The following is a 16606-nucleotide window of genomic DNA, read 5'->3' as shown; positions in this document are numbered from 1 at the left end:
CCCAAGAGAGGTGAATCGATGCGCGTCGTCGAAATCCGTGGCGCAGGCGGCCCGGAGGTCCTGCATCTCGCCGAACAGCCGAAGCCGCAACCGGGACCGGCGGATGTCGTGATCCGCGTGATCGCCGCCAGCGTGAACCGGCCCGACATCCAGCAGCGACGGGGGCTCTATCCGCCGCCGCCCGATGCGTCACCCATACCCGGTCTCGACGTCTCTGGCATCGTCGATGCGGTCGGCGCGGAGGTGAGCGGCATCGCCGTCGGCGATGCGGTGTGCGCGCTGACCAATGGCGGCGGCTATGCCGAATTCTGCGTCGTTCCGGCGGTGCAGTGCATGCCCGTGCCGGCCGGGTGCACCTTCGCCGAAGCCGCCGCTCTGCCCGAAGCCTTCTTCACCGCGTGGAACAACGTCATCTGGGGCGGGCGCCTGGCGGAAGGCGAGTCCCTCCTCGTCCAGGGCGGCACCAGCGGAGTCGGCATGGCCGCCATCCAGATCGCGCGGCAGCTTCGCCGCGCCACCGTCTATGCCACCGCCGGCACGGACGAGAAGCGCCGGATCTGCCTGGAGATGGGCGCACAGGCGGCGGTCGATTATCGTGGCGATTGGGACAAGGAAATCCTGAGGCTGACGGCGGGCAAGGGCGTCGACGTCATACTCGATGCGCAGGCGGGACCCTATACGCAAAGACAGCTCGATCTTCTGAACGCCGACGGCCGTCTGGTGTTCATCGCCAGCCACCAGGACGAAACGGCCGAGGTGAACATCCGCAAGATCGTGCGGCGCCGGCTGAGCCTTTCGGGTTCCACTATCCGGCCGCAGCCTCCCGCATACAAGGGCAGGCTGGCCGAGGCGCTGGTCAGGGAGGTCTGGCCACTGCTCGAAGCCCGGCGCATCGTGAACCGCATCCACGCGATCCTGCCTTTCGAGGAGGTTCGCAAGGCGCACGGCATTCTGGACCGCAACGAGCAGATCGGAAAAGTGGTGCTGGCCGTCGACACGTCGCTGGCTGAAACGCGCCCGGGTTCCGCGCGCAACGGGGGGTGCACATGACGCTCACGGTCGAACACGCCCTGGAGCTCAAGGCCTATGTCGGCCAGGTTCTCGGGACCTCCGGGTGGATCGCGGTGACCCAGCGGGCCATCGACGATTTTGCCAGACTTTCGGGCGACGATCACTGGATCCACGTCGATGTCGAGCGCGCACGCGGCGAGATGCCCGAGGGCCGCACGATCGCGCACGGCCTTTATCTGCTTTCGCTCGTCCCGGTCCTGCAGCGTGAAATCTATGCCATCCGCAAACGCGGAAGAGGCCTCAACTACGGCTATGACCGTTTACGCTTCGTGGCACCCGTTCCCGTGGGCAGCCATATCCGCCTCAGGCAGTCGCTGGCGCGCGCGGCCGCGCATGCGGTCGGCACGCGGCTCGAATTCGACGAGGAAATCGAGATCGAAGGGAGGGAGAAACCCGCCCTTGTCGCCCGGCATATTCTGTTGATCGAGAATCCATGAACCTCGCTATTGCGCCGAACAGGGATGAGGACGGACGGGTGATCGACGGCATTCTAGCGCATGCCGCCGAGCGTCCCGACGACATCGCCTTGATCTGCGGCGATGCCCAAGGAAGCTGGAGGCAATTGCGCACGGAAACGCTGGCCATGGCAGGAGCGATTGCCGCAACCGGATCGACCGGCGATCGTGTGGTCCTGCTCGGCGACGTGAGCATCGGGCTGGTGACGGCCTATCTCGCGGTGATCGCCGCCGGCCAATGCGCCGTCCCCCTGCAGACGTCGGCACATCCCGAAGCCCTCGCCGGCATGATCGGCAACTGCGCGCCTGGCCTCATCTTTGCCGACGGCAAATATCTCGGGGCCCTGAAGCCGTTCATCTCACCGGAGATCGTGACGGTTCGCCCGGATCGCGAGGCGGGTGAACTCAACGATTTCGTCGCGGGATCGCACCCACTGCCGGCACCGCGGCAGGTGCCGCCGGAAAACGCGTTCAATATCATCTACAGTTCCGGCACCACCGGAACGGCCAAGGGCATCGTCCATTCGCATGCCATGCGCTACCGCCAAGCGTCACGCGGTGTATTTGACCTCGATCCCTTCAGCACGATGCTTCTGGCGACGCCGCTTTATTCCAACACGACGCTGATGCCACTGCTGATGACGCTGTTGCACGGGGGTCGCGTCGTCATGATGCAAAAATTCGACGCCGAGGGCTATCTTGACCTCGCGGAGAAATACGCGGCAACCCATACCATGTTGGTTCCCGTGCAGTATCAACGCATTCTCTCGGCCGACAGCTTCGCCGGCCGGAACCTTACGCATTTCCGGGTGAAACAAAGCACCGGCGCTCCCCTGCCCGCTACCGACAAACTACGCGTAGCCCAGGAATGGCCGGGCCGCTTCATCGAAGTGTATGGGCTGACCGAGGGCGGGTGCACCTGCATGCTGGACGTGACGGCCCATCCAGACAAGGCGCACACGGTCGGCAAGCCGGCCCCCGGCAACGAGATCCGGGTCGTGGACGAAGAGGGCTACGACGTGCCGGTCGGCGAGCGGGGCGAGGTCATCGGCCGTTCGGCGATGATGATGTCCGGCTATTTTCGCAACCCGGCCGCGGACGAGGCCTTCTACTGGCGCAACAAGGACGGCGTCCTTTATCACCGCACGGGCGATATCGGCGTCTTCGACGAAGACGGGTTCCTGACGCTGGTCGACCGCAAGAAGGACGTCATCATATCGGGCGGCTTCAACATCTATGCCTCCGACATCGAGGAGAAACTGCGCGAGCATCCCGATATCGAGGATGCCGTGGTGATCGCGATACCGAATGAGAAGTGGGGCGAGACCCCGCTCGGAGTTGTGGTCGCCAGGCCGGGCGCACGGATCGAACCCGCCCAGATACGCGAATGGGTCAATGCGCGTCTCGGCAAGATGCAGCGGGTCTCGCGGATCGAACTGCGGGGCGAACTGCCGCGGTCAGCCGTCGGCAAGGTCCTGAAACAGGAACTCAAGAAGCCCTATTGGGGGGACGCCAGTGGCCCAGCAGACTGAGCCGACCGGATATCCCGACGTCGCTCTCGTCACCGGCGGGAGCAGCGGCATCGGACGCGCCACCGCACTCAGGCTGGCGGCACGCGGGACACGGGTCGTCGTCGGCTATCACAGCAGCAAGGACGACGCGGATGCGCTGATCGCACAGATGGCTGGCAGCGGTCACATGGCCCTGCGCATCGCCATCGACGACACCCGATGCGTCTGCGACGCCGCGGAGGCCATCGGAAGACGCTACGGCAAGCTGGATGCGCTGGTCAACAGCGGCGGCAGCAGCCAGACCATACCGCTGAACGAGCTCGACAAACTCACCGACGAGATCTTCGACCGGATCGTGATCGTGAATCTGCGCGGGCCGTTCGCCGTCATCCGCGCCATGCGGCCGCTGCTGGAAAAAGGCGAGAACGCCGCCATAGTCAACGTGTCATCGCTCTCGGCGCAGAAAGGGGTCGGCAGCAATCTCGCCTATTGCGCGGCGAAGGGCGGGCTGGACACGCTCACCATCGGTCTGGCGAGAGTCCTGGCGCCGCGTATCCGTGTCATCTCGGTCTCGCCGGCAGGGGTGGACACGAAATTCGTCGCCGGCCGCACGCGAGAGCAGCTCGAGGCCATGGCCGGGGCGATGCCGTTGCGGAAGGTCACCTCTCCCGACGATGTCGCCCGGGCGATCGTCGCCGGCATCGTCGATCTGACCAGCAGCACCGGGATCGTCATCAATGTCGACGAAGGGCGGCACCTCTGAGCCTCATTTGGCCGCACGCGCAGGCACCTGCCCGAGGCTGACGAGCGTCATGACGGCCTCACCGTTCTGATTGGCAACGGTAACCCTGCTGCGGATGACACCGAATTCGGGGCGGCTTTTGGAGCGTTCCGTCGATATCACCTCGCGGGTGACCTTGAGCACGTCTCCCGGACGTACGGGCTTGCGCCAGCGCAATTCGTCTATGCCGAGCCCAACAACGGGTGTGTCGCCGTGGCCCCCGCCCTCGATGAAAAGACGCATTGAGAGCGCGGCTATCTGCCAGCCGCTCGCAATCACCGTGCCGAACCGGCCGGCGGCCGCTTTTTCCGGATCCGTGTGCATGGGTTGTGGATCGTTCTGCAACGCATAGGAGATGATTTCCTCCTGCGTCATCTCATAGGGCCTGCTGACCCAGGTTTCGCCGATCTCGAAGTCTTCAAGAAAGCGGGGCATCGTCATCTCCAGGCCGAACAGGTTTCGGTGTGCTTCGCGCCGCCTCAAGTTCCCTCAGAATGTCCGGCAATCGGCCTGCCGCCTGCTGCTGCAGATTACGATACATGCTGTTGCCGTGGGCATCGATGGCGACGGTCACGGGGCCGAAGGACTCGAGCCTATAGCGAGCCAGGCGGAACTGCTCGATGAGATCGTCCCAACCCGTCTCCAAGCGCTCCACGGCACCGGCGGACAAAAGCGGCGCGGCACCTCCCGGCATCGAGAAATAGACACAGCCGGTCTCCCGCATCGCCTCGACGCATTCGGCACCCATGCCCCCCTTCCCGCCGACGGACGTCAGTCGCAACCGCCGGATGATCGTCGGCATGAAAGCGTCGAACCGGGTGGAGGTGGTCGGATTGACGTAATTGGGCAGCCATTTGCCGTTCTCCTGCCGGCAGCTGCCCCCCATGTGAAAGACCGCTTGGCCGTGCAGGTCGAGCGGGAGTTCTTCTCCCTTCTCCAGCGCTGCAATGACGCGCTCATGCGTGACGAATCCCGCGGTGACCGTCACCTCGCCGTCCAGCAGTGCCATATCGCCCAGATGGAGCGTCCGCGCCTCCTCCGTAGACAATGGCAATGTCAGACGCAGGACGTCCGGCTGTGTCGCCCTACTCAAGCCTCGTCACCTTTCCATCGTTATCGATGCGCAGCGCCGTGCGCCGATTGATCCAGCAGTTGAAGCACACCGCCACGGGAACGAAGCCGTGGCCGTGGGCATAGTCCACGTGCACGGCCAGCGCCGTCGTGTCTCCCCCCGTACCCATCGGCCCGAATCCGGTCTTGTTGACAGCCGCAAGCAGCCGTTCCTCCATCGCCGCGATCATCGGATCAGAATGCTTCGTGCCGATCTTCCGCAAGGTCGCCAGCTTGGCCATTTTAGCGGCGTGATCGAACGATCCGCCGATGCCCATACCGATGATGACCGGTGGGCAATGCTGCGAGCCTGCCTTTAGCACGCAATCCATGAAATAGGCTTCGATCTCGGCGATCTTGGGATAGCTGAAAACCTTCAGGTCGGCCCAGCGGCCCGATCCCAGCGCCTTGGGCGAGCACGTGATCTCCATGTAGTCCGCGCCGTCGATCACGTCGAAGGAGAGGATGGGCATATCCTTGCCCTCGTAGCTGCGCTCCAAGGTCAGGGGATGCGTGATGAACTTCAGGATCGGCGGCTCGACGGTTTCCACCAGGTCCGCGAAACCGTCAACGAATGCGCGGCGAATGTCGCCGTCGAGAGTCAGCTTCGTCCCGATCTTCACGAAATAGGTCGGGAAACCGGCATCGGAACAGGCGTGGCGATCTTGTGTCTCGGCCGCGCGGGCAGCGGCCTGCATGAATTGGAGTGTCTTCCGTGACGCTTCGCCGGTCTCGTTCTTCTCCGCTTCGGCCAGAGCTTTCTGCGTGTCATCCGGCACCTTCTTGAGCGACCAGCCGTAGAGGTCGTGGGCTGCCTGCCTGATGACCTGGTAGGTGATCGCCACTGTCGCCCTTCCTCCCGCGAACTACCACCCTGCACTACGCCGACGCTCGCCACACGACAAACCTATGGCTGCAACATTCCGTGCAGCGAAACAAAGACTGACGTGGCTCAAGCCTCTTGATCGAGGGTGTGCAGCAGTGGGATGCGCAGGCTGCGCACCCGCGTGCAAGAACCTAATCCAGTTGGTGAAGCCAGCGGCTTTCGCCTTCGTGGAACTTCTGCAGCGCTTCCGGCCGATCGTCTCCCAGCAGATCGTTGCTGAGATCGAAGCCCCTACGATCCTGCAGATAGGCAAGAAAGCGATAGGTCGGCCTGTAAGTCGCCAGACGGTCCCAGTCGATCGGCAGCGGCTTGGACGGATCGACGGTTCTCATGACGTCACGTTCGAAGATCACTTCAAAGGTGAGGAGGCGCCACACACCTTCCCGCCGCTCGACACGGGACTGGTATCTGCAAAAGATCTGGTAGTCGACCTCCACGCCTTCCAGCACAGCGCGGTTCATGATCAATCCGGGGCTTTCGACCGTCGCCCTGTCTCCGTTGATCTGCACGAAACCGGGAAACACCCAATGCTTGCTGCCCGGCGCCATTTCCAGAAGCTTCTTTGTCGCCGAGATATAGTCCACGCCATTGCCATCATACCAGCTCGTGCGGATATGGGCGTCCGGATGGAAGCACTCGGCCATCACATCCCAATGCCCCTGATCGCGCGCAAACCGCTCCCTGCTGACGAGATCGCGAATTTCCTCGCGGTCGGCCATTCGTGCAACTCGTTTCTCGAGTTCGGGTGCCATCTGCAATTTTCTCCACCGGTGGCTCGCGGACAGAAGACCCGGATGGGCGAAGTTCTGTCAATTCTCGCCGGCGGTGCATTCCGCCTAATAAAACGTTCCGGATCGCATCTTCATATCCTGCCGAACCCAGTGGCAAATAGCCTGTCAATCCGGAGAGCACGCTTCACGATGATCCCTTGCCCGCCACCCGATCCCGATCCCAGCAAGCCGCGTTTCCTCCTACCCGCGGGCGCGTGCGACAGCCATTGCCACATTCTCGGGCCTGCCGATCGTTTTCCCTATAGCCAAGACCGAGCCTACGACCCGCCGGATGCGCCAAAAGAAAGGCTCTTCGCACTGCACCGGCATCTTGGCATTTCGCGCGCTGTGATCGTCCAGGCGAGCTGTCACGGTCTTGATAACAGCGCCATGGTCGACGCCCTGAAGGATTTCCCCGAAACGACGAGAGGCGTTGCCAACGTCCCTCTTGATTGTACCGAAGAGCAGATCGCCGCGCTGGACGGGGTGGGCGTGCGTGGCGCACGTTTCAACTTCATGAGCCGCATCCTCGAAGCCCCTCCCCTTAAGGCCATCGACCGGGTTCTGGAGCGCATCGCCCCTTTTGGCTGGCATGCGGTGCTGCATTTCGACGCCGAGCAGATCCCGGAACTCAAGAACTGGATCAACAGGCTTCCTATACCATACGTCATCGACCATATGGGCCGCCTCCGCGGCCGCGACTACGGCGGCGCATATTTCCGCCACCTGTGCGCGATTATGGAGCGGGATTTGGCCTGGGTGAAGATATCCGGCGCGGAGCGCGAATCCGAGACAGGCGCACCCTACTCCGACATGGTCCCGATCGCGCAATCCCTTGTGGAGATCGCGCCGCAACGAATTTTGTGGGGCACCGACTGGCCCCATCCGGTATTGACGACGCCCATGCCCGACGATGGACACCTCGTCGACCTGCTGTTCGAGATGGTGCCGGACGACGCAATCCGGAACGCCATCCTCATCGACAACCCCGCCCGCCTATACGGATTCTGATCACCTAGCGGACACCGCACCTGGCGGGTGCTCGACACGGGGGCACTCCGGAAGGTTCCGATCATATTGTTGCCACCGTTGCCCGCGCTCGCGTGTTCAGGAAATACGCCATGGCCAGGACCGGCACGATCAGCACCAGGCCGATTATCAGGAGATCGGTGTCGCTCCAGTTCGGAATGGCCTCGCCCGGGAGCGCGATCAGCACCGCGCCCACCAGGATCGGCAGTCGAAGCAGGGTGCCCAATGCGTTCCGGGAAAACAGCGGGCCGATACCCGCCATGTAGCCCTGGATGGCGCACGCGAAGACGAAGACCCCGAACAGCGCTAGTACGATGGAGAACACGATGTTCTGCCATTCACCGACCAGAATAAGCCCGGGATCGAAGACGAAGAAGAACGGGATGAAGTAGATCACGGAGCCGATCCGCATGGACTCGAAACCGGTTCGCATGGGCGGTGTGTTGGCAACGGACGCGGCGGCAAAGGCGCCGAGCGCCACAGGCGGCGTGATGAAGCTCAGCATGCCCCAGTAGAAGATGAACAGGTGCACGGCGAGTGGGTCGAGACCGACTTGGATAAGTGCCGGCGCTAGCATAATGGCCAGGAAGATATAGCAAGCCGTGGCTGTCATCCCCACGCCGAGGATCAGGCTGGTGACGGCGCCCATGAGCAGCAGCAGGTAGGGTGAGCCGCCGGCGATGAACAACAGGTCGTTGACCAACGTGCCGGCGAGGCCGGTCATAGACAAACCGCCCACGATCATGCCGACCGCACCAAGCGTAGCGGCAAGGATGGCGAAGAGCCTGGCCAGACTGTCGAGGAATGCCAGGACTTCCGCTTTGCCCCAGCGATTGGTCCTTGAAAAAATCTGATTGATCGCCAACAGGACCAGGGTCGCGTAGAACGGCGCCAGCGACTCCCGCCGCATCACGAGGAGCATGAATACCAGGAGCACGATGGCAAAGATGTGGTGCCAGCCTTCCTTGAGCGTTTGCCTGAGCTCAGGCAGCTCGTCATCGGGCATACCCTTGAGCCCATCGCGGGCGGCACGCGCATCGATCTGGATGAACAGACCGAAGAAATAGAGGAACGCAGGAACGGCCGCCGCGATCGCGATATTGGCATAAGGCGTCTGTAGAAAATGGGCCATGACGAAGGCGGCCGCACCCATCACCGGCGGCATCAGCACGCCACCGGTGGAAGCGCAGGTTTCGATCCCCGCGGCGGTGACGCCCTTCATGCCGGAGCGCCGCATGGCGGGAATGGTCATCACACCGGTGGTCATCACATTGGTGACGACCGAGCCGCTGAGCGATCCCATCAGGCCGCTCGATACAATGGCGACCTTGGCCGGGCCGCCACGTACATGCCCCAGAAGCGCGAAGGCGAGATTGATGAAGAACCGGCCTGCGCCGGTATGTTCGAGCGCCGCGCCGAAAATGATGAACCCGAACACCAGATTGGCAAAGGCCTTGAGCGGAATGCCGAGGATGCTCTCCAGGCTCATCGAATGGTAGGCCGCGGCGAAGGAGAACGGGGACGAGAATGCCGAAATGGGACCCGGCATCTTGTCCGCGAACAACGGATAGAAGGAGAAAAAGGCCACGATGCAGGCGAGAATGATTCCGCCGGTGCGGCGCCCGGCCTCGATGATCAACCCCCAGAGGATGGCCCCCATGACGATGGCGGAAGGCGGCGGGATCATCTCCCAGCCCAACAGCACGATCGGATATGCGTAGTAGACGAAATAGCCGAGGCACCCGAAGGCAAGTGCGGCCAGCGCCCAGTCAATCACGGTCGGCTTGCTGTCCGTCAGTTTGCCATGCAGCGGAAACAGCAGGAAGACCATCGGGATGGCAAGCGCCAGAATGCCGTAGAGGTACTGGTTCTCGATGATCGTGTAATTGAGCCTGGAGCTGATATTGAAGGTCTGGTTCGTGCCCAGGACAATCAAGGCGATGGTGGCGATGCGCGTGACCCAGCGCGCCACCGTGCCGATGTTCCTGACGGGGACGGTCTCCCCGTCGGGAATGGAGGGTATCTGGCCCGTCATATGGATTCAGCGGATCTAGCGGAAATAGACCGGCAAACCGGCCGCTTCGAGCGCTTCGGCGCGGACCTTCATCCACTCCTCGGCAAAGCCTTCGCCGCTTTTGCCTTCCATCTTCTTCCATGCCTCGGCAAGGACGCCCGCCCGCTCGATCAAGGATTCGGTGTGTGCCTCAAGGTCGTCGGACCAGACGCCGGCTTCCTTGTAATAGCGGATGGCGCCCTCGTGGTACGGTACGACCCAGTCGAACATCTGCTTTTCCGCCGCATAGCCTGCGGTGCCGGCATCGGCCTTCGAGTAGACGCCGACCTGCGCATCCAGCGCCTTGGTGAGATTGTAGACCAGATCTTCCTCAGCATGGTAGGTGATCAGATCCGGATAAGGGACGCCCGCGCACTCAAGCGGGCCGGTGAAGGCAGCGCCAACCGTTGCCACGCGCTTGGAAAAATGCGGGTTCACATCGCGCAGACGGTGCCAGCCTTCCTGATCGTCATGAGGAAAGGCCAGCCATTTCAGGCCGCGGGCGCTGGCGGCCGCCTGCTCGACAACGCCGCTGGTGGTCACGCCGGTCATGGCATCGATCTGGTCGTTGATCATCGCCGTCCAGGCCTGGGCATAGCCGGGGAGTTCGACCAATTCCACCTCATCCGTGGTCAGACCAGCGAATGCCAGGAAAGCGCGGACGTTGGCCTGCAGGGAACCTGAACTCACGACCCAACCGACCCGCTTGCCCTTCACGTCGGCTGGCGTGTCGATGCCAGCGTCGGCCGCCACGCCTAGGCTGACGCAGTTTTCGGCCCCCGCCAGGTTGATGGCGCGCAGATTTTGCGGTCCCCATTCAGGTGAAGCATAGGCCTCTACCCCCTCGAATGCGAAGAACACGTCGCTCCCAGCCAGCGCGAATGGAATGCGGCCCTCTCGAACCGGTGCGATACGCGCCTGGTCGTTGCTGACAGCAATTACGCGCAGCGAAATGCCGTAGGCATCCTGAAGCGCTTTGCCGACGGCGATCGATTGGTTGTAGCCGGTTCCGCCCACATCGAAACTTGTCCACGTAAGCGTATCGGGCAGCTTGACATCACCGCCGGCAGCAAACGCCGGTGCCGCCATCAGCGCAGATAGTGCAAGGATGGACGATAGGTTCTTCATCACTTCTCCTCCCTGATTATTCTCCCAAGTGGCTCCGAATTCATGGAAACGGCGACTTGGAACCGCGACCCGGCACCCACCGACAATTCCGGCTGGTTTCTGGTTCTTTAAGTGAAATCAAAACACCTTACGTGCGGTCGCGGAACCGGAGACGCGGCGCGTTCCACGAGACGAAACGTTCTACTCACATCTAAAACGCGCTTTATCTTTGGATGCGCGCAAACTCGAAAGTCGCCGAAGTGAATTCCTGAATCTCGCAGGACCTAGGAGAAGGCGTAAAGGGGCTCCCGCTCGATCGCCTCTCCCAAGGACAACTTATGTTCCTCGAGCGCCGCAGCGCTGAAGGTGACGCCATGGCCGCGCCCCGAACCAAGCACATACCTTCCGTTCGCGATCGCCATGGGTCCGGACGTCGCACCAAAGTCGAAAAGGTTGAGTCCAAAAATGTTCTCGACATGCAGCGCATTGGGCAGTGCAGCTGCAAGATGGACGGATAGCTCCATCGCGCCATGGGGGGAAATGGGCAGGCCGGCGGCGGCGCCTAGCGCTGCGATCTTGAGGAACTCGGTGATCCCCCCGACCTTCCAGACATCAGGCTGGAGGTAGTCGGTAGCGCCATCGTGGACATAGTTCCAGAACTCGAACCGGTTGCATAGCTGCTCGCCAACCGCGATCGGCATTCCCGTAGCGTTGCGAAGCTTCATGTGCCCACCAACGTCGTCGGACAAAAGCGGCTCCTCGATAAAGAGAGGTGCAGCATCCAACAGGATACGGATGCGCTGGGTCGCTTCACCGACCGACCACTTCTGATTGGCATCCAGCATCAGACAACCGTTGTCCCCGATGATCTTGCGTATGGCGAGGCAGCGCTCGCGGTCTTCATAGAGGCCGGGACGACCGACCTTTATCTTGAAAGCGGTATAGCCGTCACTCGATTGCGCGCGAACCTGTTCCACCAGGTCTTCCATCGAAAGGTGCAGATTGATCGCACTCGCATAGACCTGGACACTGGTTCGGGCGCCGCCGAGCAGCCTGTACAAAGGCTCGCCAGCATTCTTGGCCTTGATATCCCACATCGCGATATCGATTGCGGAAATAGCCAGCGTCGTGATCCCGCCCGGACCGGCCGCATGGCACTCCATCCACAGCCGTTGCCAGATCTGCTCGGTGTTGCGTGGATCCGATCCCAAAAGCATCGGAGCGAGATACCCGGATATCAGCGCGTGCACCGCCGCTGCGCCGACCCCGGCGGTCGTGCACCAGCCGACGCCTATCTCACCATTGTCCACTTCGACCTCGACCACGACCAGTTCGCGGTGAGTCATTGTCACGCGGCTGGATGAAACCGCTTGCTTGAGAGGCATTCGGAATGCGCTGCAGGTTATGCGGCTTATCTTCATGATGTGCTTCGCTCCTGTGGCGATCGCTGAAGTTGTTGGCGAATGCGCCACTATGGCGTGCTCCTGCAGATATCCGTCTCCCGCCATCAGGGCATTTCGTCAGACGGAACACATCTTCGATTTGCATTCCGGAGACCGGGTTGAGGACTATGGTTGCTGCCCATCGACCACGACCAACCGGACTGGTGACGTCACTGAATATGCAGAAACTCAAACTCAACGCCGACATCGCCTCGGGACTGCTGTTTGCGGTTTTCGGCGGCTGGTTCTGTGCGACGTCCATCGCCGGCCTTGCACTTGGCAACGCGTTTCGCATGGGACCGGGCTTCTTTCCCGCTCTCGTCGGCGGGCTCCTCTTCGCTATGGGAATTTTTATCGCGATAAAGGGCTGGCGTGCCGAAGGCGCGATGATCAAGCTCCGCAGCATTCCCTGGCGGGCCATCGCGCTGTTTCCGATTGGCCTGATCTTGTTCGGCGCGGTGATGCGACCGTTAGGCCTGGCAATCGCACTTCTGACGCTCTGCTTCTGCTCTTCGGTTGCGCTCAAGGGCATGACACTGGTCAGGGCTGCCGTCTTGTCCGCAGCCATCACAACGCTTTGCATCGGCATCTTTAAACTTGGCCTCGGGCTGAACCTGCCCCTCGTCGGCGACTGGCTGCGATAGGAGGCTGCCTTGGACTTCATCTCGAATCTCGCTCTCGGCTTCTCGGTCGCCCTTGCGGCGCAGAACATCCTGTTCTGCTTCGTGGGTGTTCTCGGGGGCACGCTCGTGGGCGTCCTGCCGGGTGTCGGGCCGCTCGCCACCATCGCGATCCTGCTCCCCGTGACCTTTTCGATGGCGCCGGATTCGGCGCTGATCATGCTCGCCGGCATCTATTACGGCGCCCAGTACGGCGGATCGACAACGGCCATCCTGCTCAATCTTCCCGGCGAGGCCTCCTCGGCAGTCACGACCCTGGACGGTTACCAGATGGCCAGGCGGGGGCGTGCCGGCGCTGCTCTGGCCACCGCCGCGCTGTCCTCGTTCTTCGCCGGCACGGTCGCCACCATCATCGTGGCGATTTTCGCAGCGCCCCTGACACAGGTGGCTATGGCTTTCCGGCCCCCCTCCTACTTCTCGCTGATGGTGCTGGGTCTCGTCGCCTCCGTCGTGCTGGCCCATGGCTCGGTTCCCAAGGCCATCGCCATGGTCCTGCTCGGTCTCCTCTTGGGGATCATCGGCACCGATATCTATACCGGCACCACGCGCTTGGACATGGGGATGCTCGAGCTTGCCGATGGCGTGAACTTCGTGGCGCTCGCGATCGGCTTGTTCGGCATCGCCGAAATTCTGCGCAATCTGGAAAACCCGGAAAGCCGTGAAGTTCTCAAAGGCAGGGTCGAAGGATTGTGGCTGTCCCTTCACGACTTCAGGCGGATCGCCATGCCCTCCCTGCGCGGCACGGCCATCGGCTCGGCTCTGGGCATCCTTCCCGGCGGCGGGGCGATGTTGGCATCCTTTGCGGCTTATATCGTCGAAAAGAAGGTGTCGAAAAACCGCGACGAAATGGGCAGGGGTGCGATAGAAGGCGTTGCTGCGCCAGAAAGCGCCAACAATGCCGGCTCGCAAACCGCCTTCATTCCCATGCTTACGCTGGGTCTGCCATCCAACGCAGTGATGGCGCTCATGATCGGCGCAATGATCATTCAGGGCGTCCAGCCCGGGCCCGATATCATCCTTAAGCAACCCGACATGTTCTGGGGTCTGATCGTTTCGATGTGGATCGGCAATCTGATGCTGGTCCTACTCAATCTGCCGCTTGTCGGACTATGGGTCCGGTTCCTGACAGTGCCCTATCCGGTGCTTGTCGTCGCTGTGATGGCCTTCAGCGCCGTTGGAATCTATTCAGCCTCCGGCACGCTGTTTTCCATGTACGAGTTGGGGTTCTTTGGCCTGCTCGGCTATGTCTTCATGCGCCTGGGATGTGAACCGGCGCCGCTGATCCTGGGATTCATTCTCGGGCCCATGATGGAAGAGCAGTTGCGCCGCAGTATGCTGATGTCGCGCGGCGATCCGACCGTCTTCCTCACCGAACCCATCAGTCTTTCCTTCCTCATCGTCGCGTTAGCAGCGTTGCTGCTCATGACCGCTCCGGCCATCGCCCGCCGGCGTGAAGAAGCCTTTAGCGAGGAGTGAACCATGGACGATTGCCGGACCATGCGTCCTTTTGAAGGAACAAGGGTTCTTGATATAACCCATGTCCTTGCCGCGCCGTTCGCCACCTATCAACTCGCGGTGTTCGGTGCCGATGTTATAAGGATCGAAAACCCGCAAGAGCCCGACCAGACCCGGATCGACGGCAGCGACCCCGCGCTCTCGTCCGACAGGATCGGAACGCACTTCATCATCCAGAACGGCGGCAAACGCTCGCTGACGCTCAATCTCAAGACACCTGATGGTCGCGAGATCCTGCGACGCTTGGTCCGCACCGCCGATGTGCTGGTCGAAAATTTCCGGCCCGGCGCCATGAAGGCGCTCGAGTTGAGCTATGAGGACCTGCGCGAGATCAATCCCCGCCTGATCTATGCGTCCATGTCGGCATTCGGACAGGATGGGCCACGGGGCAAGCAAACCGGCTACGACCAGGTGATCCAGGCCGTCTCTGGCCTGATGATGGTCAACGGAACCACCGACATGGTGCCCATGAAGGTCGGCACGCCGGCAATCGACTATGCGACTGGCGCAATGGGCGCCTTCGCCGTCGCTTCAGCCCTTTTGCAGCGCGAACGGACCGGGCGAGGGCAATATATCGATTTGTCCATGCTCGATACCGCCTTGATACTTCTCGGCGCGCATCTGACCAACTACAGCCGCTCCGGACGCCATCCCAGTGCGGGAGGCAATCGGCACGAGTTCGCGACCGTCGGACTCTATGACACCGCCGATGGCCAAATCCAGATTGCCGCGATCAATATGCGGCAGCAGCGCCGCTTCTGGCGCCTGCTCGGGCATCCGGAACTGGTCAAGGCCAACAATGACGCGCGCCGATCGGACGCTGCGCGTGAGCGGGAAATCCTGCAGCGCATCCTGCTCACGAAAACCGCGCAGCAATGGGAGGACTGGTTCCAGGCGCACCATATCCCCGCAGCACGCATATGGACCCTGCCGGAAACCCTTGCTCATCCGCAGCTTGAGCACCGCGACATCCTTCATCGCTTTGTCGATGAACCGGGCATTCCCGGCACGATCACAGTGCCCAAGGCGGCATTCAAACTTGCTCATGGCGGCGCGCGGATGGATCGCCCGCCGCCGCGGATGGGCGAGCATAGCGAGGCGCTGCTCGCGGAACTCGGCTACTCGGCGGAAGAAGTCGCCGCGTTCCGCGATGCCGGCGCGATCTGACAAACCAAACGGGAGGAACCTCAATGAAACTGCTATCCTTGATCGCATCGTTCTCCTTGGCCCTGACCGGGCTGGGGTCCAGCGCGATCGCGCAAGAGTCCGACTATCCCAACGATCTCGTCCGCGTCGTGGTCGGGTCGTCGCCGGGGGGCACCGCCGATACCGTTTCCAGACTGATCGCCGACGCCCTTACCGAAAAGTTCGGCCAGACATTCGTTGTCGAGAACCTCCCGGGCGCTGGGGGTGCACTGGCGGCCAAGACCGTCAAGTCGGCCGCGCCGGACGGGTATACCATTCAGTTCATATTTTCTTCGTTCTCGATCCTGCCGTCCCTCAACCCAGAGGTCGGCTACGACCCGGTATCGGACTTCGAACCGATCGCCATGGTGTCGTCTGCACCCAACCTGCTGTTGGTGCACCCTTCCTTCGAGGTATCCACGCTTGCGGAATGGATCGAGAAGGTAAAGGAGAGTCCCGGCAAGTTCGACTATGGCAGTGGAGGGATCGGCTATAGCCAGCATCTGTCGATGGAGATGCTGCTACAGGCCATGGATGGCGAGGCCGTTCACGTCCCCTACACCGGCAGCGGCAATCTTCTCAGTGCTCTCATCTCCGGCCAAGTGCCGTTCGCCTTCGACACCCTGACGACAGCGGTACCTCATATCGAATCCGGAGCGCTGATTCCGCTTGCGATCACGAGCGCCGAACGCTCCGAAATCCTACCGGACGTGCCGACGGTGGCCGAAGAGATTCCCGGCTACGAACTCACTGCCTGGAACGGTTTCGTGGCGCCAGCCGGAACCCCGCGCGAAATCATCGTCAGGCTCAACGAGGCGATTACCGAATATCTCCAGACAGAGAAGGCCAAGACGTTCTTCGCCAAACTTGGGACAAAGATCGACGCCAGCACCCCGGAAGAGTTCAAGGCGATAATCGTGGGCGACTACGAGAAGTTCGCCGAGGTGATCGAACATGCCGGGATCACGGCGCAGTAGCACTAGCCGGCGCCCGACGCGACGCGTTCGCGGC

The 16606-nt window shown here is 62.0% G+C and carries 16 protein-coding genes; 9 read left to right on the top strand and 7 right to left on the bottom strand.

Annotation, left to right across the window (positions count from 1 at the left end):
- Positions 1 to 18: 18 nt before the first annotated feature.
- Genes PVE73_RS08395 through PVE73_RS08380 form a run of 4 tightly spaced genes read left to right on the top strand, consistent with a single transcriptional unit; the run spans position 19 to position 3800 of the window.
- Positions 19 to 1050 (top strand): NAD(P)H-quinone oxidoreductase, encoded by a 1032-nt coding sequence (locus tag PVE73_RS08395; protein WP_277366501.1) that lies wholly within the window; start codon positions 19 to 21, stop codon positions 1048 to 1050.
- The gene (locus PVE73_RS08390) at positions 1047 to 1508 is read left to right on the top strand and encodes a MaoC family dehydratase (protein ID WP_277366500.1); all 462 of its coding nucleotides are present in this window, start codon (positions 1047 to 1049) and stop codon (positions 1506 to 1508) included. The genes PVE73_RS08395 and PVE73_RS08390 overlap by 4 nt, the downstream gene beginning before the upstream one ends.
- Complete coding sequence (locus tag PVE73_RS08385; protein ID WP_277366499.1) at positions 1505 to 3058, top strand: class I adenylate-forming enzyme family protein; 1554 nt, start codon at positions 1505 to 1507, stop codon at positions 3056 to 3058. Before PVE73_RS08390 ends, PVE73_RS08385 begins: the two co-directional genes overlap by 4 nt.
- Positions 3042 to 3800, top strand: coding sequence for an SDR family oxidoreductase (locus PVE73_RS08380; RefSeq protein WP_277366498.1), 759 nt, complete (start codon positions 3042 to 3044; stop codon positions 3798 to 3800). The genes PVE73_RS08385 and PVE73_RS08380 overlap by 17 nt, the downstream gene beginning before the upstream one ends.
- 3 nt (positions 3801 to 3803) lie before the next feature.
- On the opposite strand, the gene PVE73_RS08375 is transcribed toward PVE73_RS08380, so the two are convergent.
- The 4 genes from PVE73_RS08375 to PVE73_RS08360 all read right to left on the bottom strand — a co-directional run bounded on the left by PVE73_RS08375 (position 3804) and on the right by PVE73_RS08360 (position 6566).
- On the bottom strand, positions 3804 to 4253 hold the full coding sequence (locus tag PVE73_RS08375) for a MaoC family dehydratase (protein ID WP_277366497.1): 450 nt from the start codon (positions 4251 to 4253) through the stop codon (positions 3804 to 3806).
- A complete protein-coding gene (locus tag PVE73_RS08370; RefSeq protein ID WP_277366496.1) occupies positions 4237 to 4911 on the bottom strand; it encodes a fumarate hydratase C-terminal domain-containing protein in 675 nt (224 codons plus the stop codon). Before PVE73_RS08370 ends, PVE73_RS08375 begins: the two co-directional genes overlap by 17 nt.
- Entirely contained in the window at positions 4904 to 5773 is an 870-nt protein-coding gene (locus tag PVE73_RS08365) for a fumarate hydratase (protein WP_277366495.1), read from the bottom strand. The genes PVE73_RS08370 and PVE73_RS08365 overlap by 8 nt, the downstream gene beginning before the upstream one ends.
- Before the next feature lie 172 nt (positions 5774 to 5945).
- Positions 5946 to 6566 (bottom strand): nuclear transport factor 2 family protein, encoded by a 621-nt coding sequence (locus PVE73_RS08360; protein WP_277366494.1) that lies wholly within the window; start codon positions 6564 to 6566, stop codon positions 5946 to 5948.
- A gap of 42 nt (positions 6567 to 6608) precedes the next feature.
- Between PVE73_RS08360 and PVE73_RS08355 the strand changes: the two genes are divergently transcribed.
- Positions 6609 to 7595, top strand: a complete 987-nt coding sequence (locus PVE73_RS08355) for an amidohydrolase family protein (protein WP_277366493.1) — start codon at positions 6609 to 6611, stop codon at positions 7593 to 7595.
- A gap of 61 nt (positions 7596 to 7656) precedes the next feature.
- On the opposite strand, the gene PVE73_RS08350 is transcribed toward PVE73_RS08355, so the two are convergent.
- From PVE73_RS08350 to PVE73_RS08340, 3 genes are all read right to left on the bottom strand, one after another.
- Complete coding sequence (locus tag PVE73_RS08350) at positions 7657 to 9648, bottom strand: TRAP transporter permease (RefSeq protein WP_277366492.1); 1992 nt, start codon at positions 9646 to 9648, stop codon at positions 7657 to 7659.
- Positions 9649 to 9663: 15 nt separating this feature from the next.
- Complete coding sequence (locus PVE73_RS08345) at positions 9664 to 10794, bottom strand: TAXI family TRAP transporter solute-binding subunit (protein WP_277366491.1); 1131 nt, start codon at positions 10792 to 10794, stop codon at positions 9664 to 9666.
- Positions 10795 to 11057: 263 nt separating this feature from the next.
- Complete coding sequence (locus PVE73_RS08340) at positions 11058 to 12281, bottom strand: mandelate racemase/muconate lactonizing enzyme family protein (RefSeq protein ID WP_277366490.1); 1224 nt, start codon at positions 12279 to 12281, stop codon at positions 11058 to 11060.
- 62 nt (positions 12282 to 12343) lie between these two features.
- On the opposite strand from PVE73_RS08340, the gene PVE73_RS08335 reads away from it, so the two are divergent.
- From PVE73_RS08335 to PVE73_RS08320, 4 genes are read left to right on the top strand one after another with little or no spacing between them, the layout of a single operon-like run.
- Positions 12344 to 12859 (top strand): tripartite tricarboxylate transporter TctB family protein, encoded by a 516-nt coding sequence (locus tag PVE73_RS08335; RefSeq protein WP_277366489.1) that lies wholly within the window; start codon positions 12344 to 12346, stop codon positions 12857 to 12859.
- Positions 12860 to 12868: 9 nt separating this feature from the next.
- Positions 12869 to 14371 carry a tripartite tricarboxylate transporter permease gene (locus tag PVE73_RS08330; RefSeq protein WP_277366488.1) on the top strand — a complete coding sequence of 501 codons (1503 nt, stop codon included), beginning with the start codon at positions 12869 to 12871 and terminating at the stop codon, positions 14369 to 14371.
- Between the two features lie 3 nt (positions 14372 to 14374).
- Positions 14375 to 15577 carry a CaiB/BaiF CoA-transferase family protein gene (locus PVE73_RS08325; RefSeq protein ID WP_277366487.1) on the top strand — a complete coding sequence of 401 codons (1203 nt, stop codon included), beginning with the start codon at positions 14375 to 14377 and terminating at the stop codon, positions 15575 to 15577.
- Positions 15578 to 15615: 38 nt separating this feature from the next.
- The gene (locus PVE73_RS08320) at positions 15616 to 16572 is read left to right on the top strand and encodes a tripartite tricarboxylate transporter substrate binding protein (RefSeq protein WP_277366486.1); all 957 of its coding nucleotides are present in this window, start codon (positions 15616 to 15618) and stop codon (positions 16570 to 16572) included.
- Positions 16573 to 16606: the final 34 nt, after the last annotated feature.

The organism is Chelativorans sp. AA-79 (assembly GCF_029457495.1).
In the GTDB taxonomy this organism is placed as follows: domain Bacteria; phylum Pseudomonadota; class Alphaproteobacteria; order Rhizobiales; family Rhizobiaceae; genus Chelativorans.
Note: the sequence above shows the minus strand (reverse complement) of the source record. Positions and strands in the feature narration are given on the sequence as shown.